The organism is Pseudarthrobacter sp. 10T415, assembly GCF_056394175.1.
Genome location: NZ_JBFTHJ010000003.1, coordinates 116,605 through 138,837 on the forward strand (window position 1 = coordinate 116,605; position 22,233 = coordinate 138,837).

Sequence of the window (22,233 nt, forward strand, 5' to 3'; positions counted from 1 at the left end):
GGACGCTGCTTAAACGGGAAACCCCGGCCCGCCCTGGGGGCGGCGCCGGGGTTTCGCCCGAAGGATTCGCTGCTTATGCGGCGGGGGCGATGAACGCCAGTTCCAGGTTGATGGCAACCTTGTCGCTGACCAGTACGCCACCGGTCTCGAGGACGGCGTTCCAGGTCAGGCCGAAGTCCTTGCGGCTGATGGTGGTCTCTGCGGAGACGCCGGCGCGGGTGTTGCCGAAGGGATCAACGGCCACGCCGTTGAATTCGGTTTCGAGGGTCACTGGGCGGGTGACGCCCTTGATGGTGAGGTCGCCGGTCAGTTCGTAGCTGTTGCCCTTGGCCACCAGGCCGTTGGATGCGAAGGACATTTCCGGGAACTTCTCCACGTCGAAGAAGTCCTCGCCCTTGACGTGGCCGTCGCGGTTGGCGTCGCCGGAGTCGAAGCTGGCGGTGTTGATGGTGGCGGCGATCTTGGACTGGGCTACGTCCTCGGCGAGCTCGAGCGTGGCGGTGGCGTCGGTGAACTGCCCGCGCACCTTGCTGATGCCGGCGTGCCGGACGGTGAAGCCGATTTCGCTGTGGGAGTTGTCGAGGGTCCAGGTGCCGGTGGTGACGTCTGCGGGAAGTGCCATGATGTTGCTCCTTGTGTCTGCGTGCCTGCGGGGTTCTGCCGTTGAAGCTTCATCGGTTGAAGTCTCAACTAACTTGCTGCATCCAGTATAAACATGCATTTGCATCTTTTGTTCCCGTCTTTGGAACATTTCTTCAAAAACTTCAGTTCTACTCTTTGTAGAAGATTTCGGATCGCAGGCCATCTTTGAGAAACTGGTAAACATGCCCCAAGCCACTGTCCATCTGCTCCGCCACGGCGAGGTCCATAATCCCGACGGCGTTCTGTACGGACGGCTGCCCGAATTCCACCTCTCGGAACTGGGGCGGGAGATGGCCCGCATGCTCGCCGGGCACTTCCGGGAACAGGTGGAAGCCGGCGCCAGGATCACCTATCTTGCTGCCTCTCCGCTGGACCGGGCCCAGGAAACGGCGGCCCCCACGGCAGAAGCGTTGCGCCTTCAGATCCACACCGACGCTCGCATCATCGAAGCCGAAAACTACTTCGAGGGGATGAAGGTCACCAAGGCCGAACTGCGCCGGCCGACGCACTGGCCTCGGCTGGTCAACCCGCTCCGGCCGTCCTGGGGCGAGCCCTACAAGCAGCAGGCAACCCGCGTCATGGACGCGGTCCAGGACGCACGCCTGCGCGCCATCGACTTTGCCGGCGGCGACTACGGCACCAACGGCCCTGAAGCCATCATGGTCAGCCACCAGCTGCCCATCTGGGCCACCCGCCTCAGCGCGGAGGGCAAGCCGCTCTGGCATGACCCGCGGAAACGCGAATGCACCCTCACCTCCATCACGTCCCTGGTGTTCGACGACGACGGCAGCCTCCTGCGCGTCCAGTACAGCGAACCGGCGGCGTCCCTTCTTCCCGGTGCCGCCAGCACCCCTGGAGCCTAAGCAGTGACCCACAACAACCTGACCTCCCGCCGCAGCGTGCTGGCTGCCGGCGGCTTCGTCCTGACCGCGCTCACCATGGGCCTTTCGGGCTGCGCCCAGGAAGACGCCCTGGCGAAGCAGGCCAGGGCCGGCGACAACAAGAACTACGTTGCCGGCGACGGCTCCGTCACAGAGTTCGCCGCCGCGGACCGCAAGGACGCCATCCAGGTCAACGGCACCCTCTTCAACGGCACCACGGTGACCCCGGCAGACTTCCAGGGCAAGGTGACCATCCTGAACTTCTGGTTCGCCGCCTGCGCCCCGTGCCGGGTGGAAGCCCCCATCCTCGAGGAGCTCCACCAGGAGTTCAAGGACCAGGGCGTGCAGTTCTACGGCGTCAACCTCCGCGATGAGAAGGCAACCGCGGAAGCGTTCGACAAGACGTTCAACCTCACCTACCCCAGCTTCGACGACAAGGACGGCGGCGTGCTGCTGTCCGTCTCCGGGTTGGTTCCTCCCGGCGCGGTACCCACCACCCTGGTCCTGGACAAGCAGGGGCGCGTGGCTTCCCGCGTCCTGGGCGAAATCCAGAAGGGCACCCTGAAAGCCCTGATCACCGCCGCCGTGGCTGAGTAGCGGCGGCGCGGTCCCGTGAACAGCCCCTTCGCCGAAACCATCCTGAACGGATCGATCCTGCTCGCCATCCCCGTGGCGCTGCTGGCCGGCCTGGTCTCCTTCCTCTCTCCCTGCGTGCTGCCCCTGGTCCCGGGTTACCTGGGCTACGTCACCGGGCTCAGCGGCGTTGACCTGCAGAAGCAGCGGCGGGGCCGGATGTTCGCGGGCATCGGGCTGTTCGTACTGGGTTTCTCCGTGATCTTCGTCCTGCTGGGCGGGGCCTTCGGGCAGCTGGGCACCCTGATTACCGGCTCACAGAACGCCTGGATCACCCAGCTGCTGGGCGTGCTGGTCATCATCATGGGGGTGGTGTTCATGGGTGGCCTGGGCTGGCTGCAGCGTGACGCCAAGATCCACGCCAAGCCGCCTGCCGGCCTGTGGGGTGCGCCGCTGCTGGGCCTGACCTTCGGCCTGGGGTGGGCGCCGTGCATCGGGCCTACCTACTCCGCTGTCCAGCTGCTCAGCCTCTCCGGCGGCTCGTCAGCAGCGAAGGGCGCCTTCCTGGCGTTCGTCTACAGCCTTGGCCTGGGCATCCCGTTCCTGCTGATCGCGCTTGCTGTGCGCCGCGGCATGGGTGTCATGGCATTTTTCCGCAAGCACCGGCTCACCATCCAGCGGACCGGCGGAGGCATTCTGGTGGTGCTGGGTGTGCTGATGGCCACCGGCGTCTGGGGGACCTGGGTGACCGAGCTGCAGTACTGGTTCCAAACCGACGTGAAGTTGCCGATCTGATGAGCGAGCGTGTGAACGTAAAGAAGAAGTCCCCCGCCCCGGATGCGGACAAGGTGTCAGCGGCAAAGGCTGACGCCGCGCTGCCTGCGCTGGGCGCCAAGGAGATGTTGCGGTTCGCCTGGACCCAGCTGACCAGCATGCGCACAGCGCTGTTCCTGCTGCTGCTCCTGGCCGTGGCCGCGGTTCCGGGATCGCTGTTTCCGCAGCGCCCGGCCAACCCCTCCGTGGTCACGCAGTACATCAAGGACCACCCGGACTACGGCAAGCTGCTGGACAGCCTGCAGCTCTACGACGTCTACTCCTCGGTGTGGTTCTCCGCCATCTACCTGCTGCTGTTCATCTCCCTGATCGGCTGCGTAGTGCCCCGCGCCATCGCCCACTACAAGGCCATGCGCTCCCAGCCGCCCCGGACGCCCAAGCGGCTCTCCCGCCTCCCCGAGTACGGCACGCTGGTCATTCCTGCCGACGCGGGGATCCCGGCGTCGGACGCCATCCACGGCGCCGCCGGGCTGCTTCGGAAGCGCGGCTACCGCGTTGAGGTAAGGGACGACGACGGCGCGCGGCCGTCTTTGGGCGCAGAACGCGGGCTCTCCAAAGAAGTGGGAAACCTGATTTTCCACACCTCCCTGATTGGGGTCCTGGTGTCCGTGGCCATCGGCGGTCTGTTTGGCTACAGCGGCCAGCGGATCCTGGTGGAGGGCGACACCTTTGTGAACACCCTGGTGGGCTATGACCAGTTCACGCCGGGCACCAACTTCCAGTCCAGGCAGCTGCAGCCCTACTCTGTGCAGCTGGACAAGTTCGACATCACCTTTGACCGCGAATCGCAGGGTAAGTTCGGCCAGCCCATCGACTTCTCGGCAGCCGTTACCACCAAGGAAAACCCTGACGCGCCCGCCAAGAAGGAGACGCTGAAGGTCAACGACCCCATCACCCTGGGCGGCACCAGCATCTACCTGACCGGCAACGGCTACGCCCCGGTGGTGACCATCCGCGACGGTGACGGCAACGTGGCCATGCAGGGCCCGGTGGTGGCCAAGCTGCAGGGTGACAACTACTACTCCTCGGTGGTCATCAAGGTCCCCGACGCCAAGCCGGACCAGCTCGGGTTCCAGGGCTTCTTCCTGCCGACGGCTTTCGTCACGGAGCAGGGCGTGTCCTTCAGCGGAGATCCTGATCTCTTCAACCCGCAGCTGTCCCTGAACTCCTACTACGGCGACCTTGGACTGGATACCGGCTCGCCGCAGAACGTCTTCGAGATCGATGTCAAGGACCTCACGCCGCTGAACGCCCGCAACCTAGACGCCGGCGGCATCACCCTGTCACCCGGCTCCACCTACACGCTGCCGGACGGCAAGGGCTCCATCAGCTTCGACGGCGTCAAGCGGTACGTCGGCGTGGACATCCACCACAACCCCGGCCAGCTGTACGCCCTGATCTTCGCGCTCCTGGCCGTGGCCGGCCTGATCCTCTCCCTGTACGTCAACCGCCGCCGCGCCTGGGTGCGCACCGGCACGCACGACGACGGCCGGACCATGGTGGAGTACGGCCTCCTGGCCCGCGGCGAAGACCACCGCCTGGCCGGGGAAGCTGCCGCCATCCGCACCCTGCTGGCCCAGGAATGGGGCCTCGCGGCCGATCCGCAGCAGGACGGCGACCGGCAGGACGATTCCACGCAGTCCCAGCAAACTCCCAGCAGCCTCGGCGATAATGGCGCAGGCACCCCCACCCCAGCAAGCCCCGCAGGGCCCGAAAAGGACCAGTAATGCCGTTTGGAATCAACGAAACCATGGGCCAGTACAGCGAGCTCTTCATGCTGCTGGCGGCGGGCACGTACACCGTAGCCTTCATTGCCTTCGCCTGGGACCTGGCCAAGAGCAGCCGGGCCCTCCAGGCCATCGACCTCAAGGCCGCACAGGCCGTTGAACCGGCCAAGGTTCCCGCCGCAGTGGGTGCGGGCAACCGTGCCGAGTCCAGCGTCGGCGGGCCGGCCGGCCGGGCCGAGCGTCCGTCGTCGTCCACGGCATCAGGCACCCCGGCGGGCGGCGGCATCATCACCGCCGGCGCCGACATGAAATACTCCGCCGCGCGGCGCGCCCCCGCCCGCGTTGCGGTGGCCCTCACCGTCCTGGGCGCCCTGATCCACGGCGCCGGCGTAGTCACCCGGGCACTCGGAGCCGGCCGCGTGCCGTGGGGCAACATGTACGAGTTCCTCACTACGGGCGCCTTTGTGGCCATTGCCGTGTTCCTGCTGGTCCTGATCCGCCGCGACCTCCGCTTCCTGGGCACCTTCGTGGTGGGCCTGGCCATCATCATGCTGGTGGCCGCGTCCGTGGCGTACTGGACCCCGGTGGGCCACCTGGTCCCCGCACTGCAGAGCTACTGGCTGATCATCCACGTCTCCATCGCCGTGATGTCCTCGGCCCTGTTCACCCTCACCTTCGCCATGTCCGCGCTGCAGCTGGTCCAGTCGCACCGGCAGAAGACCGTGGCCGCCGGCGGCGAGGACAAGCTGGGCTTCATGCGCCTGGTACCCTCAGCCCTGAGCCTGGAAAACCTGTCCTACCGGATCAACGCCATCGCCTTCATCGGCTGGACCTTCACCCTCATGTTCGGTGCCATCTGGGCCGAGAAGGCATGGGGACGGTTCTGGGGCTGGGACACCAAGGAAGTCTGGACCTTCGTTATCTGGGTGGTGTACGCCGGCTACCTGCACGCCCGCGCCACCAGGGGCTGGACCGGAACCCGTGCGGCCTGGCTGTCGATCGTTGGCTACCTGTGCGTGGTCTTCAACTTCACCATCGTGAACCAGTTCTTCAACGGCCTGCACTCCTACTCGGGCCTCTGACACCCGGTAAATAACCATTCGATGTACCAACAGGGCTGTTCCGGGTCCTGTTGGTGATGCTACGTTGGTGACGTTCGCCTGTGATGAAGCTTGCTGGCGAAACACCAGTTGTCCGAGGTAGCAATGACCTACGTTCTCGCCGTAGACGTCGGGACCAGTTTCACCGCAGCCGCGGTTGTCCGTTTCAACCAGGGAGTTCCACCCGTTCCGGAGTGCCTGCCGCTGGGCCTTCGGGGCACCGCAGTGCCCTCCGTGGTCTACTACCCTGAGCAGGGTCCCGTCCTGGTGGGGGAGGCTGCGGAACGCCGCGGACTCGCCACCCCGGAACGCGTTGTGCGGGAGTTCAAGCGCCGCATCGGCGATGCCGTGCCCCTTTCGCTTGGCACCCTGTCCGTCCGCCCCGAAGAAGTCTTCGCCACCGTTGCCCGCTGGGTGGCAGACCGGGCGGCCGAGCGCGAGGGGGCAGCGCCGTCGGACATCATCCTCACCCACCCCGCAGCGTGGGGCAGCCACCGCACCTCCGCGGTCCGGGAAGCGCTGGCGGCCAAGGGCCTGCCTGACGTGACGCTCCTGACCGAACCGGAAGCCGCGGCACTGCACTACGCGTCGCAGGTGCGGGTTGAGGAAGGCAGCACCATCGCCGTCTATGACCTCGGCGGCGGCACGTTCGATACCGCCGTGCTGACGAAGGCTGCCGATGACCGGTTTGAAGCGGTGGGGCGTCCGGAGGGCATTGACGACCTCGGCGGCGCGGACTTCGACGCCGCCGTGTTCCGCTACGTCGCCGAACACACCGGGGGAGCACTGGCGGACCTGGACCCCGCGGACCCGGACGTCCTGGCCGCCCTGTCCAGGCTGCGGCGCGAATGCGTGGAGGCCAAGGAAGCACTGTCATCGGACAGCGAGGCCACCATCCCGGTGCTGCTGCCGGGCTACCAGCAACAGGTACGCCTGGTCCGGTCCGAGTTCGAAGCCCTGATCGGGGAACCCGTCCGGGAAACAGTGGATGCGCTGGAGGAATCGCTCGCGCAGCTCAAGCTGGCTCCGGCGGACCTCACTGCCGTCCTGCTGATCGGTGGGTCATCACGGATACCCCTCGTGGCGGAGCTGATCTCCGAACAGCTGGACCGCCCCATCGCCGTGGACGCTGATCCTAAGTCGTCCATCTGCCTCGGCGCCGCGGTATCGGCCGTGCTTTCCCGCGCGGCCGCCGAGCGTGCCGCGGCTCCTGTTTCAGAGGCCCCGCAGCTGCCGGCACCGGCGTCCGGCGACGAGCCTCTGGACACCGGCGGACACGTTCGCCCGCGGCTGGCCAGCTGGTCCCGGAAGGGTACGACGGCGGCCGGCGCCTTTGCAGCGCTGGGCCACGGCCCGGGCCACAGCCACGGCGGGGCGCACGCACCGAAGCCGACGGTGCGGCTCACCGCCATCGCAGCCGCGGCCGCCCTGTTCACCGTGCTGTCCGCCACCGCCGCCCAAAGCCCTGGCGGCCTCAGCGACCTCACCTCGGTGTTCGTTCCCCAGGCTGGCGCCGACAGCGGTCCACCTGCCCAGGCGGGCGGGACCGGATCGTTGACCGGTGGCGGCGGTGCCGCGGCCGCCGGAACTGCCGGTGACGCCCAGCCGCTGGCAGGCATCGACGCCGGCGTGCAGAAAAAGAAGTCCGACGCCGGTCCCGGGCTGAACGTCGAGGCCTCGCCAACCAGCAAACCCTCCGCAGCGGCTACCAAGGCTCCGGACGGCTCACCTGCTCCCGCAGCGGGCGGGCCGGCTCCGGCTGCGGGAACAGGCACCGTACCCGGGACCACCGGAGGCGGTACCGGCTCCGGAACCGGGTCCGTTCCTGCCGTGACGCCCACCACCGCAGCGGGGACGGTGGATCCGGCCCCGGGTACGCCGGCACCTGTTCCCACCGACCCCGCCACCGTGGTGCCCGCACCTGACCCGACCACCACCCCGCCGGTTCCGGATCCCACGACTAACCCGCCGGTTCCGGATCCGACCACCAACCCGCCGGTTCCGGACCCCACGACGAACCCGCCGGTGCCTGAAACACCGGCGCCCAGCAGCGCTCCCGCGCCGGACCCCACACCGGTCCCGGACCCCACACCGGTTCCGGACCCCACGCCGGTTCCGGCAGCGGGCTCCGACGCTCCCACCACGGAACCGGCGGCCTAGGGTGGCCAGCTTCCAGCCGCGGCCCCAGGATGCGGCAGAACTCCTGGGCTCCCGGCTCAACCATTCAGGAATGAACCACAGCGAACCCCCGCCCCACGCGGCCGAGGCCATGGCCCTGCAGCTCAAAGGCGAGAACGCCGCTGTCCGGGAACTGCTCCTTGCCTTGTCAGTGGGGTTCGTCCTTCCCGGACCGCTGCCCGCGGACCTGGAGCGCAGAATCGACGCCGGCGAGGTGGAAAGCCTCGATGTGCTGATCGGCCAGGCGGAGCAGGCAGGATTACTCACGGACGGAACAGTCGTAGGGCCCGCCCGCAACGCCTTGCTGACGGCAGCGCCCACGTCCAAGGTCCATGCACTTCAGCGTGAGCTGGTCGCTTTCTACGCCGCGGACGGCCAACCGATGGGCGACTTCGCCCGGGAGCTTGCCCGCGGCGGGCTGGCGGACCAGCGCGTGGCCGCGGAACTGGAACATACCGCGGACAAGGCCCTCGAACACGATCCGGCCCTGGCGTGCAGCCTCTACGAAGAAGCCCTGTTGGCCGGGGCGGACGAAACCGGCACCGCTGCGCGCCGTGCCCAGGCGGCTGCCGCCAACGGCGACCTGGACTCAGCCACCCGGATCATCGACACCCTCCTGGTGAGCGTAGATCCACCTGACGTCCGCCGTGGGGTGGACGTGGCCGCAGCAGTCTGGGCGCACAGGGGAATGCTGGCGCGGAGTGCCGACGCCTACAGCTGGCTGGGTGCTCCCAGGCTGGGGTCCTCGGCGCCGCTCGCCGCCGTCGCGATGGTGGGTTGCGGCAACCGTTCCGGCGCGGATGCACTGTTCCGGGCCGACGCCCCGCCGGAATCGCCCACGCTGCTGGCGGCCGCGCTGGCCGGAACGGGCAAGGGAATCCTGGAATCCCTGGCCGAGGATCCGCAACAGGCCCTTCCCATCCTGATCCACGCCTCAGACATGCTGAACGCGGCCGGCTCTGCGCTGCCGCTCCCGGATACTCCTGCCGCCCTCGCGGCACTCCTGGCCCTCCACAGTGGGGAACCCTACCTGGCAGAGACCGTGTGCCGGGCAGCCGCCGCTGCTGGCCAGGGCGGTAACGCGGCAAAACCGAGGCTTTTCCTGCTCCAGGCGTGGTCTGCCATGCAGCAGGACAAACTCGAGGACGCACGGCTCTCCATCAATGAAGCGTCCAAGGCGAACCATTGGCCACTCGTTCCACGCGATGAGTTCCTGCGCGCCGCCCTGGAAGTGGGACTGGCCAGGCGCAACGGCGAAATCGCCGAGCTGGTGCTGGCCTGGGAACGTGCCCGTGAGGCGATGCTGCACATCTCGGTTGACCTCTACAGCCTGCTGCCGTGGGGTGAACTGGTGATCACCGCTGCCCGGCTCCGGGAGACGAGGCGGATCGCCCACTACTTCGAGGAGGCAAACCAGTTGCTCGAACGGCTGGGAAGCCCGCCGCTGTGGGCCGTGCCGTTCCACTGGGCCGCAGTGCAGGCAGCACTCCTCAGCGAAAACCCCGCCGCGCTGGCGCCGCATGCCACGGCCCTGGCCCGGGCTGCTAGAAACAGCCACCTTGCCGCCGTGCTGGCCGGGGCCGGCAAAGCCTGGGTTTCCGTCCTTGCCGGTAATTTCCAGCCCGCCGATGTGGAAGCGGCGGCACGGGGACTGGGCCGGATGGGCATGCCCTGGGAGGGTGCCCGGCTCGCCGGACACGCGGCCGCGCGCGCTGGGGAACGCAAGGACATGGTGCGCCTGCTGTCCTGTGCCAGGGACCTCCACCCGCAGGGAAACGCACCCGGCAACGGGAGCGCCGGAACGGGCGAACCGCGGGCAGCGGCCACGGCGGAGGCCGGCAACGGCATGCATCCGGACGGCTCGGGCCTGAGCGAGCGGGAAAAAGAGGTGGCACGGCTGGTCCTCGAGGGCAAAACTTACCGCGAGATCGGCGAAGCCATCTACATTTCCCCGCGCACGGCCGAGCACCACATTGCCCGGATGCGTCGCCGGCTGGGGGCGGAGAACCGTTCGGACCTCCTGGCCCGGCTGCGGCTCGCCCTGGCGGCCGAAAATCCCCCGCAGCAGTGAACCCCTAATGCCCCTAACGGACGGTGGCGCTGTTCCCCGGCGCGGCACCGGCCGGTAGGGGGAACCGGCCCGATGCCCGGGCCGCTACGGGGCCCGTACGTTGGTTCCAACCCGGCAACGATGCCCGGTGATCCGCAATACAGAGAAGATTGAGGACCACGAAATGACACTCGCAAATGATCTCGTCCAGTTCCTGATGAGCCTCTTCGGCGACCGCCAAGCGGCCCAGGACTTCCTGGATGATCCGGAGCGCGTCCTGGAAGACCACGGCCTGGGCGGCGTATGCTCCGCTGACGTGGATGCCGCAATGCCCGTAGTGCTGGACTACGCCCCCATCACGGTCAACGCTTCCCGCTTCGACCGCGAGTACAACACCGGCGGCAACCGCGCCGAAACCGGCCAGAACGGTGGCGGCGCCGGCGCAGTGACCCCGCCCCCGGCCGGCGGCGGTAACGGCGGGCACCACGACCACGACCACGATGACCATGGGCACGCGATCCAGCAGCTGCACCACATCGTGAACAACTACTCCTACACCTCCACGGTGGATGACCGGGACAACATTGTTGACCAGTCCGTGAACCAGAACATCTGGGCCGACGGCGACGTCAAGCAGTGGTTCGACAACGATTCCGTGATCGCCTCCGGCGACCGCTCCATCGCAGCCGGTGACGACGCCGACGTCGATGACTCCAACAACATCGAAGACTCCTACAACGACAACTCGGACAACTCGACGGATAACTCCACCGACAACTCCATCCGCGCCGGCGGCGACGTCAACATCGGGAACGAAGAGACGGACATCGACGACTCCTTCAACACCGACGTGGACCTCGACGTGGACGACTCGTTCAACGACAACTCGGATAATTCCGACAACTCGGACAACTCCACCAACGGCTCGTACAACGACAATTCGGACAACTCGGACAACTCCACCGACATTGATGTCGACCTGGACAACGTGGGGAACACCACCAGCACCGACAATTCGGACAACTCCATCAACACGGACGTGGACATCGAGGACTCCTTCCAGGACAACTCGGACAACTCCACCAACACGGATATCGACGTCGCCCTGGACAACGTCGCCAACACCACCGACAACTCGGACAACTCCATCAACACCGACGTCGAGATCGAGGACTCCTTCCAGGACAACTCGGTGGAGGTTGAGGATTCCTTCCAGGACAACTCGCTGCAGGTGGAGGACTCCTTCCAGGACAACTCCGAGATCAACACCGACGTCGAGGTAGAGGACAACACTGTGATCCTCTGATCCCGGTCCGGGCAGAAACGCCCGGCAGGAGGGGAAACCCTCCTGCCGGGCTATCCCCGGCTTAGCCCGCACTCCAACCCGGAGCCCGACGCAAAGGACACACTGTGGCAGAAGCAGGACCGGCAAAACCAACACCGATGACAGCGGGACAGCTGATCAAGCTGGTGGAGCACGGCCTCCAGCTGGCCCAGACGGCAGACCGCGCCGACCTCCGCAAGCGCCTGGAGCAGGCCGCGGGCAGGCTGCGGGACCCGAGTGTCCGCGTCATTGTGGTGGGGGAGTTCAAGCAGGGCAAGAGCAAGCTGATCAACGCCTTGGTGAACGCGCCGGTCTGCCCGGTTGACGACGACATTGCCACCTCAGTGCCCACGGTGGTCCGCCACGGCGAACCGGCCTCGGCAGCCATCCTTGTTCCCAAAGCAGATTCCGACGGCGGTGAGGAGGGAAGCGTTGAACGCCAGGCCATCCCCCTCGAGGACATCGCCGCCTACGTTTCCGAGCAGGGCAATCCCGGCAACAGCAAGAAACTGGTGGCCGCCGAGGTGTACCTGCCGCGGAAGATCCTCACCGGAGGGCTGACGGTCATCGACTCACCGGGTGTGGGCGGCATGGGATCCTCCCACACGCTCACCACCCTCACGGCGCTCCCAACGGCCGATGCCATGCTGCTGGTCTCCGACGCCTCCCAGGAATACACCGAACCCGAGCTTCGCTTCCTCCGCCAGGCAATGCGGATCACCCCCAGCGTGGTGGGTGTCCTGTCCAAGACGGACCTCTACCCGGAGTGGCGGCGTGTGGCGGACATGGACCGGTCCCGCCTGGACGCCGTTGCACCGGACATCCCGCTCTTCCCGGTGTCCTCGGACCTGCGGCTCGAGGCCAGCCGGCTGCAGGACGCCGAGCTGAACGGCGAGTCCGGGTTCCCTGCACTGGTCCGGCACCTGCGCAATGAAATCGTGGGCAAATCGGAGCGGCTCCAGCGCCGGCACGTCAGCCAGGACCTGCTCTCGGTCACCGAAAACCTGCGCCTGTCCCTGCAGTCCGAACTCGATGCCCTCGAGAATCCCGCCGGCACGCCCCGGATGATCGCCGGCCTGGAACTGGCCAAGACCGAAGCGGATGATCTCCGGAAGCGTTCGGCCCGCTGGCAGATCACGCTCAGCGACGGCATCAGCGACCTCATCGCGGACATGGAGTACGACCTCCGCGACCGGCTCCGCCGGATCCAGCGGGAAGCCGAGGCAGCCATTGACCAGGGTGACCCAGGGCCCACCTGGAACGAGTTCTCCAAGTGGCTGGAGGAATGCTCCGCCGCAGCCATTTCGGACACCTTCGTGTGGACCAGCGAGCGGGCCCACTGGCTGGCCTCACAGGTGGCCGAGCACTTTGCCGCCGACGAGGTAAGGATCCCGGCCCTGCGGGTTTCGGACACCGGCGACGCCCTGGACCCCGTGGAGGAGATGCCGGCCCTTGACCCGGGCCGCATCAACCCCATACAGAAAGTCCTGATCGGCATGCGCGGTTCCTACGGCGGTGTGCTGATGTTCGGCCTGCTGACCGGGATCTTCGGCATGGCGCTGATCAACCCGCTGTCCGTGGGCGCCGGCCTGCTGCTGGGACGCAAGGCCTACCGGGAAGACCGGGAAGCCCGGCTCAAGCGGCGGCAGGGCGAGGCCAAGGCCCTGGTCCGGCGCCAAATTGATGATGTGACGTTCCAGGTGGGAAAGCAGCTCAAGGACCGCCTGCGGCTGGTGCAGCGGTCCATCCGGGACCACTTCACCGAAATCGCCGAGGAACACCACAGGTCGCTGTCCGACTCCGTGGCCGTGGCCCAGAAGGCAGCCACCACGTTCACCCTGCAAAAGGACGTGCGGATCAGGGACATCAAGGCAGAACTCAAGAAAGTGGACGCCCTGCACGCGGCAGCGGCCGCGGTGGCGGCTGAAGTGGCCGCTTCCCGGCCCCTGGCGCCGGCGGCGGCCGGATGACTGCGGATACCGTTGCCGGGGCAGCGGGCCTGGTCCGGGACGCCCTGGACGTCTACGCTGACGACCCCGCAGCAGTGGCCCTGCTGGAGGGGTACGGGCAGCGGCTGGCAGAGCCGCTCCGCATAGCCATCGCCGGCATGGTCAAAGCCGGCAAATCAACGCTCCTGAACGCCATCATCGGCGAGGAAATCGCGCCCACGGACACCGGTGAGTGCACCCGGATCGTCACCTGGTACCGGTACGGCCGCACGCCCCGCATCATGCTCCACCCGCGCGACGGCGAGCCGAGGCCGCTGCCCCTGAAACGGGTGGACGGGCGGCTGGTGTTCGTCCTGGGTGACGTCCGGGCCGAAGACGCCGAGCGTCTGGAGGTCGAGTGGCCCTCGCCCACGCTGCGGACCATGACGCTGATCGACACCCCCGGCATCGCGTCGCTGTCCGAGGATGTGTCAGCCCTCGCCACCGGCTTCCTCACTCCGGCGGACGCACCGTCGCAGGCCGACGCGATCGTATACCTGATGCGGCATATGCACGCTTCGGACCTGCGGTTCCTGGAATCGTTCAAGGACACCGAATCGGGGAGGTCCGGCACTGTCAACGCGCTGGCCGTGCTGTCCCGGGCCGATGAGGTGGGCGCGGGCCGCATTGACTCGCTGCTCTCCGCCGGCGACATCGCCGAACGGTACCGGCGCGACCACAACCTCCGGAAGCTGGCGCTGGGGGTGGTCCCGGTGGCGGGCCTGCTGGCCCAGACAGCCCGAAGCCTCCGGCAACAGGACTTCGCCTCGCTTCAGCTGCTGGCGGGGCTTGACCGCGCGGCCCGGGAGAAGATGATGCTCTCGGCGGACCGGTTCCTCCGCGGCTCCGAACCAGAACGGCTGACGTCCGAGGCCCGGGCTTCCCTGCTTGCCAGGTTCGGACTGTTCGGCATCCGGCTGTCCGTGGTCCTTATCCGCAACGGCTTCAATGAACCCACCCCGCTGGCCCACGAACTTGCCCGGCGCAGCGGCCTGGATCCGTTGCTGGAACTGTTGGAGCGGCAGTTCCAGGCCCGGGCCGGGGCCCTCAAGGCGCGTACGGCGCTGGTAGGGGTCGAGGCGCTCCTGCGGTCCAGTCCGCGCGAAGGAACGGAGGAACTCTCCGGCTCCCTTGAACGGCTGCAGGCCAATGCGCATGAATTCCGCGAACTGCGGCTGCTGGCAACACTGCGCACCACGGATGTCTCACTGAAACCCGATCTTGCCGCTGACGCGGAACGCCTCGTCGGCGGGTTGGGTGCCGCCACCCACGTGAGGCTGGGCCTGGAGGCGGCAGCCACTCCGGATGAGCTTTCCGACGAGGCCCGGCGGTGCCTGCTGCGGTGGCGGGCCCTTGCCGAGAATCCACTCACGGAACGCACGGCCATCGATGCCTGCCGTGTGGTGATCCGCAGCTGCGAGGGCGTGCTGGCGGAATCATCCGCTCTGCAGCGGCAGCGCAGCGCCTAACGGCGGACTGTGCGGCGGCTCTTGAGCCAGGCGCTGGAGGCCGGGAGGAACAACAGGACCAGTCCCACCAGTGCCAGGAGCAGCTGGGCTCCCCAGAGCACCATGACGTAGTTGGCGCTTTCGCCTTCCGGCATCAGGAACGCTGTGGCGAGCAGCGTCACCACGGCATGCACCGCCAGCAGCGGGACCAGCGCCCAGCGTGCCCAGCCGTGCCGCGCCAAGATTGCGCCGAGGAGGGCGGCCTCAAGGAGGATCACCAACAGCAGTGCCCCCACGCTGCCCCAGAACACGATGGCGCTGGCGGTGCTGACGGCCTCCGCATCCCCGCCGGGGGCCATCCCGTCCACCACCGTGCGCAGCCGCTCAAGATGCCCGTCGCGGCTGAGGAATGACCCCACCAGGACGGCCATTCCTGCGACGAAACTGAGGAGCCACAGCGTCCGGGCAAGCCGCACGGTACCGGGGACGGGCGGAACGACGGCGATGGGCGCGGGGGCCGCGTAGGATAGGCCTGGCCGGGGCGGCGGCGAAGGTTGGGCGTCTGGCCCTGACGGCGGGGCTGTTCCGGTGGGCGTGGTGCGCAGCCGTTCTTCTCCGTCAGGGTCGTAAGCCATGGGCCCTACTTCAGTCCGTCGGTATCGTGGTCGTTTTCGTGCTTGCCCTTGTTACCGTCGGCGTCCCTGGCCTTGGCCTCGAGATCGTCCTTGAGCTTCTTCAGCCGCGCGGCTTCTGCCTCGTTGCGGCGGCGGACCTCGAGGTTGCGGAGGAACTCCGGATCATCGTCCGGGGCGGTGGGGTGGCGGTAACCCTGCTGCTGCGGTGCTGCGTCACGGGGGCGGCCAATGAGGAGCCAGAGAATCGCGCCCAGCACGGGCAGGATGATCATGACCACGATCCAGGCGGGTTTGGAAATTCCGCGGGTGAGGCGGCCATCGGTACGGATCACGTCCACGAGGCCATACACAAAGATGACGAGGACAGCCACGGCCAAAGCCACACGGAGAAGCATGCCACTAAGTCTATCGTCCGCAGGCGCAGGGGGTTGCGGGCGGGAGACGGCTAAACTTGAATGTGGCCTTTTTGAAATATTCCCTGATCCGCCTGGCGCTCTTCGTGCCGTTGTTCGTCGTTTTCATGCTCCTGGAGCTGGGCGCCCTGATGTCGGTGGTCTTCGCCGGAGTGATCGCCTTCGCCGTGAGCTACCTGTTCTTCCAGAAGCAGCGGGACGCTGCAACGGCAAACCTGCATCACCGTTTCTCCGGCAAGGCCAAGCCCCTGCGCTCCGCGGGCGAGGTCCAGGATGCCAACGCCGAGGACGCCCTGCTGGACGCCAACCCGGACGTCGCCATCAACAACGACGCCAGGAACCCCAAGCCCCGCAACTGACCCGGCCCGCCAGCCACGGCGGTTTATCCGTGGCTGGCAACAGACGGCTCAGAAGCCGTGGCTGAGTACCAGTCCCAGTGAGAACAGGACGCTGTAGCCAAGGTTGATCAACCCGGTCTGCTTGAGCACTGGGATCAGGCTCTTGCGCTTGCGGCCGTTGATCATCAGCCAGGCCGGCATGAGGCAGGCCGGGATCAGCAGCAGGACAATGAGCATCCACGGCCGTCCCGGAGCCAGGATGACCACCAGCAGGATGGCGACGGCAAGCATCAGCACGTAGCTTTCGCGGGCGTGCTTGTCTCCCAGACGCACGGCGAGCGTCTTCTTGCCGGCCTGCATGTCCGTGGGGATGTCGCGGACGTTGTTGGCCATGAGCAGGGCGGTGGCAATCAGCCCGGTGCCGATGGCGCCGATGACTGCTGGCAGGCTGACCTGCCCGGCCTGGGTGTAGGTGGTTCCGAGGGTGGCCACCAGGCCGAAGAAAACGAACACGAAGACGTCGCCCAGGCCCATGTAGCCGTAAGGGTTCTTGCCGCCGGTGTAGCCCCAGGCGGCCATGACGCAGCCGAGGCCAACCAGGATGAGCCACCAGCTTTGGGTGATGACCACCAGTGCCAGCCCGAACACCATGGCGCCGGCGAAGGTTACGAACGCAGCCCGCTTGACGTGCTCTGGCTTGGCGGCTCCGGAGCCCACCAGGCGCAGCGGACCCACGCGGTCATCGTCCGTTCCGCGGATGCCGTCCGAGTAGTCGTTGGCGAAGTTCACGCCCACCTGGAGCAGGAGGGCCACCAGCGCTGCCAGGATGGCGTTGGGCAGAAGGAATGAATCCATTGCATAGGCGGCGGCGGAGCCGATGAGCACCGGCGCAATCGCGGCGGGAAGCGTCCTCAGGCGTGCGCCTTGGACCCATTGGGCGGCTGTTGCCACGGTCAGTACCTCGTGTTGTTTCGTGTAAGCGGCAGGATGCCAGGCAGGCATGCGCCGCAGTAGTGCAGGTCCACTCTACTTTCCCTGGTGCAGGGCGCTGAGTTCGGCGGTCATGGCCAGCCTGTCCGGTTTCCCGTTCGGCAGCATCTTCAGGGCAGGCGCGGTGAGGACGGTTTTCGGCGCAGCAAAGCCCAGTTCCCGGTGCCAGGATTCCCGGAGGCCGTCGACGTCGGCGGCAGGACCCGCCTGATCGTCGCCCGTGGCGCCTTCCGCGGCGAGCGCCACGTAGGCGGCCACGGCCTGGCCCCATTCCTCGGACGGAACGCCGGCCACGAAAGCGGCCGCAACGCCGTCGGACTTTTCCAGCTTTTCCTGGACGTCCGCGGCGGAAACCTTCATGCCGCCGGTGATGATCATGTCGTCGGCGCGTCCCAGCACGGTGAGGCGGCCGTCGTCGTCAATCTTGCCGATATCGCTGGTGCGGTACCAGCGGACGCCGTCCTCTTCGAAGAAGGTGCCGGTTTCCTCGTCCGGGGCCTCGATGTAGCCGGCGGCAATGGTGTCGCCGCCCAGGTGGATGCGGCCGTCCGGGGCCACCCGGACGGAAACGCCTTCCAGCGGGTAGCCGTCGTAGACGCAACCCCCGGAGGTTTCCGCCGAGCCGTAGGTGGTGACCACGCGGACCCCGGCTTCCCGGGCAGCATCGAGCAGCGCGGGCGGGGTGGGGGCGCCGCCCAGCAGGATGGCGTTGAAGCGGCGGAGCACGGCGAGAGTGTCAGGGGAAGGATCGTCCAGGAGCCGCTGCAGCTGGGTGGGGACCAGGGAGGTGTACCGGATCTTGTCCGTGAGCTCCAGGGCGGCGGCGGTGAAGGCCTCGGGCGTGAAACCGCCGGACATGTCCATCACCCATGGCCGGGTCCCGGCGAAGAGAGAGCGCACCAGGACCTGGATGCCGGCGACGTACTGCACGGGGAGGGCCAGCAGCCACTGGCCTTCGCCCTTGAGCGCCAGCGCCGTGGCCATCGAGGAGGCCGCCAGGGACTCCACGGTCAGGACCGTGGCCTTGGGCGCACCGGTGGAACCGGAGGTGCGGACCACTGCCACCGCGTCGTCGCAGCCCGGGGTTTCGATGTGGCCCACCACGAGGGCGCCGTCGGCACCGATGGAAAGTTCGACGGCGGGGCCCTCGCCGTGGAGCGCGGCGGCCAGGGCCTTGAGCACGGGCTCGATGTTGAGGTGGCTGGTGTTGGGGGAGGTGCTGTTCATGTGCCGCTCCTGCCTTAGAAGTAGTGCGGGAAGCCGGACCAGTCGGGGTCCCGTTTTTGCAGGAAGGCTTCCTTGCCCTCCACCGCCTCGTCCGTCATGTAGGCCAGCCGGGTGGCTTCGCCGGCGAAGACCTGCTGGCCTGCCAGGCCGTCATCTGCCAAATTGAACGCGAACTTCAGCATCCTGATGGCCTGCGGCGACTGCCGCGCGATGTCTGCGGCGTATTCCAGGGCCACGTCCTCGAGGCGCTCGTGGTCCACGGCCTCGTTGACGGCGCCCATCCGGACCATGTCCTCAGCGGAATATTCGCGTGCCAGGAAGAAGATCTCACGGGCCGCCTTCTGTCCGATCTGCCGGGCCAGCAGCGCCGAACCATAGCCGGCGTCGAAGCTGCCCACCGTGGCGTCGGTCTGCTTGAACTTGCCGTGCTGCCGGGAGGCGATGGTCAGGTCTGCCACCACATGCAGCGAGTGCCCGCCGCCGGCCGCCCAGCCGTTGACCACCGCGATGACCACCTTGGGCATGGTGCGAATGAGCCGCTGCACTTCCAGGATGTGCAGCCGGCCGGCGCGGGCGGGGTCGATGGTTTCCTGCGTCTCGCCGTCGGCATACCGGTACCCGTCCCGGCCCCGGATCCGCTGGTCCCCGCCGGAACAGAACGAGTGGCCGCCGTCCTTGGGGGAGGGGCCGTTGCCGGTGAGCAGTACGGTAGCCACGTCCGGGGTCATCCGGGCGTGGTCCAGTGAACGGTAGAGCTCGTCCACGGTGCCGGGGCGGAAGGCGTTGCGTACCTCGGGACGGTTGAAGGCAATCCGGACGGTGGGCAGGTCACGCACCCAGCCGCCGTCGGCGTCCCGCTCCACCTGGCGGTGGTAGGTCATGTCCTGGAAGTCCTCGAAACCGGCTACCACCCGCCAGCGGGTGGGATCGAAGACGTCGGACACCGGGGCGGGAATTTGGTTGCTCACCGTCCAAGTCTAGTAATCGTGCTTAGCTGATGCAGAACTCGTTCCCCTCGGGGTCCGCCATGGTGTGCCAGGAATGCGGTCCCTGACGCGCCGTCCACAGGAACGTGGCACCCCGCGCTTCCAGCTCGCTCCGGACGTCGTCCTTGTCCCGTCCGGCGAGGTTGACGTCCCAGTGCACACGGTTCTTGACCACCTTTTCCTCCTCGCCGGTCTGGAACAGGAGGCGGCGGCTGGGCGCCTTGGACTCGATTTCATCGGGCGGGCGGATGGCGGCCCCGTCCTTCCACACCAGGTTCCCGTGGTGGGTGGTGGTCTGGTCCTCGGTGGCGAAGCCCTGCTCGATCATGGAGCGGATGAACCCGGCATCCTGCGGCTCCACCGACCATTCGAGGGTTTCGGCCCACCAGTCCGCGAGGTGGTGCGGCCTGCGGCAGTCGATGACAATCTGGATATTCAGTCCCATCCCACAACGGTAAAGGCGCATGCGCCCGAGCGGTAGGGGCACGCTTTCCCACGATGGAGAAGGATCTACAACGCTGAAAAGTGCTCTTGACAATATGTCATGACATGGGTCACAGTTGGGTCCGGAAAGGCTTTTCCTTGCCGGCAGGGCTGCCGGAATGGGCTTAGCTTTCACCATCGGCAAAGGCCTTGCTGCAAGGCCAGTAGCACTGAGAGACAGGACAGACCATTGTCAGAGAAGACAAGAATCTCAAGCATCACCCGCCGCCAGTTCGGCCTGACCGCATTCGGGCTGTCAGCACTTGCTGCCGGCCTGACTGCCTGCGGCGGCGGGGGCGGCTCCTCGGACTCCGGGTCCAAGACGCTCCAGCTGGTCCTCTCCGGTGACACCAACCAGGGCGGCGCTTTCGCGGCGGCGGCCAAGAAGTACAAGGAAGCCACGGGCATCACCATCGAGGTGGTGGACGTGCCCACCGCGGACATCACCACCAAACTCAAGAACGCCGCTACCGCTAACGACCTGCCGGCACTGGCCCGCGTCACGGCTCTTGACCCGCTGTGGGCCAACCAGCTGCAGGACCTCTCGGACATCGCCAAGTCCCACAGCATCGACGAAAAGTACCTGCAGGAGTCCCCGGACGGCATCATCCCCGCCATCCCCTCGGACCTCACCGCAGTGGGCCTGTTCGTCAACAAGAGCCTTTTCGACAAGGCCGGCGTCAAATACCCCACCGCCATCGAGGGCACCTGGACCTGGGACGAGTTCATTGCCGCCGTCACCGAAGTCCGGGAAAAGGCCGGCGCCAAGTACGGCTTTGTCATGGACCGCTCCGGGCACCGCCTCCGCGCCATGATGTACGAGTTCGGCAGCACCGCCTTCGCCAAGGAGAACGGCAAGTACGCAGGCGACAGCAAGGCCGTGGAAACCCTGGAGTACTTCCAGAGGATTAACGACGACAAGACCATGCCCAAGTCCGTCTGGCTCAGCGGCGAGGACGGCAACGCCATGTTCAAGAGCGGCCAGGTGGCCGCGTACTACTCCGGCAGCTGGCAGGTGGCCGACTTCAACAAGAACATCAAGGACTTCGAGTGGCTCTCGGTGCCGCTGCCCAAGAAGGAAGTCAACGCCACCAACCTTGGCGGCGGCTTCATGGTGGCCTTCAAGGACACCGGCGCGGACGAGGAAGCCAAGAAGTTCATCGACTGGTTCTACGAGGACGCCAACTACACCGAGTTCGCACAGCTGGGCGGCTACCTGCCGGCCAAGGACCTCAAGGTGGAGTACCAGTTCCAGCAGCCGTCCTTTGAGCTGTACCAGAAGCAGATCGCCCAGAACGACGCCAAGGGCGATAACGCCATCAAGCGCGTGGTGGCAGAGGCGTACTCCGAAACCCCGTTCTCCGGGGACCCGCTGCGCGAAGAGACCGTGAAGATGCTCTCCGGCAGCCAGGATGCCAAAACCACGGTGGACAACATCGTGAAGCTCTACAACGGCGCCTAAGCCAGTGGCCAACCCAACCATCAGCACTACTGCTGCGGCTCCCGGGAAGCCCCCCACAGGGGCGGTCCGGAGCAAGTCGCAGCAGAAGCGCCGCAACCGCTATGTCATCGCCCCGCTGGTCCTGGTGGGCGTCAACGTGGTGCTCTTCCTGGTCTTCTTCGTCTGGCCGGGCGCCCTGGGGATGCTGTACTCGTTCACCGACTACCGCGGAGTAGGCAAGCTCCACTTCATCGGCCTGGCCAATTTCCAGAAGCTCCTCGCGGACAGCACGTTCTACGCGGCGCTGGGCAGGACGTTCGCCTACACGGTCCTGTCCGTGCCCCTGGTGTACGTGTGCTCGCTGGGGGTGGCCTCGCTGCTGGTCAGCAAGGCCGTCCGCGGCCGCACGGCGGCGAAGATGGTGATCTTCCTGCCCTGGCTGATCTCGCCCATCGTGGTGGGCGTGATCTGGAAGTGGCTGTTCGGCCAGGACTTCGGCTTCGTCAACTTCGTCATCTCCCTGCTGGGCGGCAGCCCCGTCCCGTGGTCCAGCAACGGCAACCTGGCCCTCGCGGTAGTCATCTTCGCCTCGGCCTGGGGCGGTACGGCGTTCAACATGCTCCTCTTCATCGCCGCGCTGAAGAACATCCCCGAGGCCCTGCTGGAGGCAGCAGAGCTGGACGGGGCGAACGCGTGGCAGCGCTTCCTGCACATCACGCTCCCGGGCATCGCCCCGACGTCGTTCATGGTCATCCTGCTCTCCACCATCCATGCGATGAAGGAGTTCGCCATGATCCAGGCCCTCACCAACGGCGGCCCGGGCACGGAGAACACCCTGATTGTGCAGTACATCTACAAGACCGGCTTCGAGCAGTCCAAGGTGGGCTACGCCAGCGCCGCCTCCATGGTGCTGATGCTGGTTCTGCTGGCCATCGCGCTGATCCAGCTGCGGTTCAACCGGAAGAAGGGCTGACC

20 protein-coding genes are annotated in these 22,233 nt (G+C 66.9%); 13 read left to right on the forward strand and 7 right to left on the reverse strand.

Features of this window, described 5'->3' with window-relative positions:
* Positions 1–73 precede the first annotated feature (73 nt).
* Complete coding sequence (locus AC1DBN_RS06160; protein WP_314214468.1) at positions 74–622, reverse strand: YceI family protein; 549 nt, start codon at positions 620–622, stop codon at positions 74–76.
* A gap of 202 nt (positions 623–824) precedes the next feature.
* Here AC1DBN_RS06160 and AC1DBN_RS06165 point away from each other — a divergent pair, with 202 nt between their 5' ends.
* The 10 genes from AC1DBN_RS06165 to AC1DBN_RS06210 all read left to right on the forward strand — a co-directional run bounded on the left by AC1DBN_RS06165 (position 825) and on the right by AC1DBN_RS06210 (position 14,766).
* Positions 825–1,505 carry a histidine phosphatase family protein gene (locus tag AC1DBN_RS06165; RefSeq protein WP_477722771.1) on the forward strand — a complete coding sequence of 227 codons (681 nt, stop codon included), beginning with the start codon at positions 825–827 and terminating at the stop codon, positions 1,503–1,505.
* A gap of 3 nt (positions 1,506–1,508) precedes the next feature.
* Positions 1,509–2,120 carry a TlpA family protein disulfide reductase gene (locus AC1DBN_RS06170; RefSeq protein ID WP_477722772.1) on the forward strand — a complete coding sequence of 204 codons (612 nt, stop codon included), beginning with the start codon at positions 1,509–1,511 and terminating at the stop codon, positions 2,118–2,120.
* Positions 2,121–2,135: 15 nt separating this feature from the next.
* Positions 2,136–2,891 carry a cytochrome c biogenesis CcdA family protein gene (locus tag AC1DBN_RS06175; protein WP_477722773.1) on the forward strand — a complete coding sequence of 252 codons (756 nt, stop codon included), beginning with the start codon at positions 2,136–2,138 and terminating at the stop codon, positions 2,889–2,891.
* Positions 2,891–4,657 (forward strand): cytochrome c biogenesis protein ResB, encoded by a 1,767-nt coding sequence (gene resB / locus AC1DBN_RS06180; RefSeq protein ID WP_477722774.1) that lies wholly within the window; start codon positions 2,891–2,893, stop codon positions 4,655–4,657. Before AC1DBN_RS06175 ends, resB begins: the two co-directional genes overlap by 1 nt.
* Positions 4,657–5,739 (forward strand): c-type cytochrome biogenesis protein CcsB, encoded by a 1,083-nt coding sequence (ccsB, locus tag AC1DBN_RS06185; protein ID WP_091722773.1) that lies wholly within the window; start codon positions 4,657–4,659, stop codon positions 5,737–5,739. The genes resB and ccsB overlap by 1 nt, the downstream gene beginning before the upstream one ends.
* Before the next feature lie 123 nt (positions 5,740–5,862).
* Positions 5,863–7,917 carry an Hsp70 family protein gene (locus tag AC1DBN_RS06190; RefSeq protein ID WP_477722775.1) on the forward strand — a complete coding sequence of 685 codons (2,055 nt, stop codon included), beginning with the start codon at positions 5,863–5,865 and terminating at the stop codon, positions 7,915–7,917.
* Between the two features lie 70 nt (positions 7,918–7,987).
* Positions 7,988–10,006, forward strand: a complete 2,019-nt coding sequence (locus AC1DBN_RS06195) for a LuxR C-terminal-related transcriptional regulator (protein ID WP_314214459.1) — start codon at positions 7,988–7,990, stop codon at positions 10,004–10,006.
* A 163-nt stretch (positions 10,007–10,169) separates the two neighbouring features.
* Positions 10,170–11,291 (forward strand): IniB N-terminal domain-containing protein, encoded by a 1,122-nt coding sequence (locus tag AC1DBN_RS06200; RefSeq protein WP_314214458.1) that lies wholly within the window; start codon positions 10,170–10,172, stop codon positions 11,289–11,291.
* Between the two features lie 137 nt (positions 11,292–11,428).
* A complete protein-coding gene (locus tag AC1DBN_RS06205; RefSeq protein WP_314214456.1) occupies positions 11,429–13,279 on the forward strand; it encodes a dynamin family protein in 1,851 nt (616 codons plus the stop codon).
* Complete coding sequence (locus tag AC1DBN_RS06210; RefSeq protein WP_477722776.1) at positions 13,276–14,766, forward strand: dynamin family protein; 1,491 nt, start codon at positions 13,276–13,278, stop codon at positions 14,764–14,766. The genes AC1DBN_RS06205 and AC1DBN_RS06210 overlap by 4 nt, the downstream gene beginning before the upstream one ends.
* Here AC1DBN_RS06210 and AC1DBN_RS06215 read toward each other — a convergent pair.
* Both AC1DBN_RS06215 and AC1DBN_RS06220 read right to left on the reverse strand, forming a co-directional pair.
* Positions 14,763–15,380: a hypothetical protein gene (locus tag AC1DBN_RS06215; RefSeq protein ID WP_477722777.1), complete on the reverse strand. Its 618-nt coding sequence runs from the start codon at positions 15,378–15,380 to the stop codon at positions 14,763–14,765. The genes AC1DBN_RS06210 and AC1DBN_RS06215 overlap by 4 nt on opposite strands.
* A 5-nt stretch (positions 15,381–15,385) precedes the next feature.
* Positions 15,386–15,775 carry a PLD nuclease N-terminal domain-containing protein gene (locus AC1DBN_RS06220; protein WP_091722759.1) on the reverse strand — a complete coding sequence of 130 codons (390 nt, stop codon included), beginning with the start codon at positions 15,773–15,775 and terminating at the stop codon, positions 15,386–15,388.
* A gap of 62 nt (positions 15,776–15,837) precedes the next feature.
* On the opposite strand from AC1DBN_RS06220, the gene AC1DBN_RS06225 reads away from it, so the two are divergent.
* Positions 15,838–16,152 carry a DUF4229 domain-containing protein gene (locus tag AC1DBN_RS06225; protein WP_091722756.1) on the forward strand — a complete coding sequence of 105 codons (315 nt, stop codon included), beginning with the start codon at positions 15,838–15,840 and terminating at the stop codon, positions 16,150–16,152.
* Between the two features lie 48 nt (positions 16,153–16,200).
* Here AC1DBN_RS06225 and AC1DBN_RS06230 read toward each other — a convergent pair whose 3' ends face one another.
* The 4 genes from AC1DBN_RS06230 to AC1DBN_RS06245 form a co-directional block, all read right to left on the reverse strand.
* On the reverse strand, positions 16,201–17,082 hold the full coding sequence (locus tag AC1DBN_RS06230; protein WP_091724127.1) for a 1,4-dihydroxy-2-naphthoate polyprenyltransferase: 882 nt from the start codon (positions 17,080–17,082) through the stop codon (positions 16,201–16,203).
* A 75-nt stretch (positions 17,083–17,157) separates the two neighbouring features.
* Positions 17,158–18,348, reverse strand: a complete 1,191-nt coding sequence (locus tag AC1DBN_RS06235; RefSeq protein WP_477722778.1) for an AMP-binding protein — start codon at positions 18,346–18,348, stop codon at positions 17,158–17,160.
* 14 nt (positions 18,349–18,362) lie between these two features.
* Positions 18,363–19,316, reverse strand: a complete 954-nt coding sequence (locus AC1DBN_RS06240) for a 1,4-dihydroxy-2-naphthoyl-CoA synthase (RefSeq protein ID WP_477722779.1) — start codon at positions 19,314–19,316, stop codon at positions 18,363–18,365.
* Positions 19,317–19,338: 22 nt separating this feature from the next.
* A complete protein-coding gene (locus tag AC1DBN_RS06245; protein ID WP_091722748.1) occupies positions 19,339–19,779 on the reverse strand; it encodes a VOC family protein in 441 nt (146 codons plus the stop codon).
* A gap of 228 nt (positions 19,780–20,007) precedes the next feature.
* On the opposite strand from AC1DBN_RS06245, the gene AC1DBN_RS06250 reads away from it, so the two are divergent.
* A complete protein-coding gene (locus tag AC1DBN_RS06250; protein WP_091722746.1) occupies positions 20,008–21,279 on the forward strand; it encodes an ABC transporter substrate-binding protein in 1,272 nt (423 codons plus the stop codon).
* Positions 21,280–21,283: 4 nt separating this feature from the next.
* On the forward strand, positions 21,284–22,231 hold the full coding sequence (locus AC1DBN_RS06255) for a carbohydrate ABC transporter permease (RefSeq protein WP_172830001.1): 948 nt from the start codon (positions 21,284–21,286) through the stop codon (positions 22,229–22,231).
* Positions 22,232–22,233: the final 2 nt, after the last annotated feature.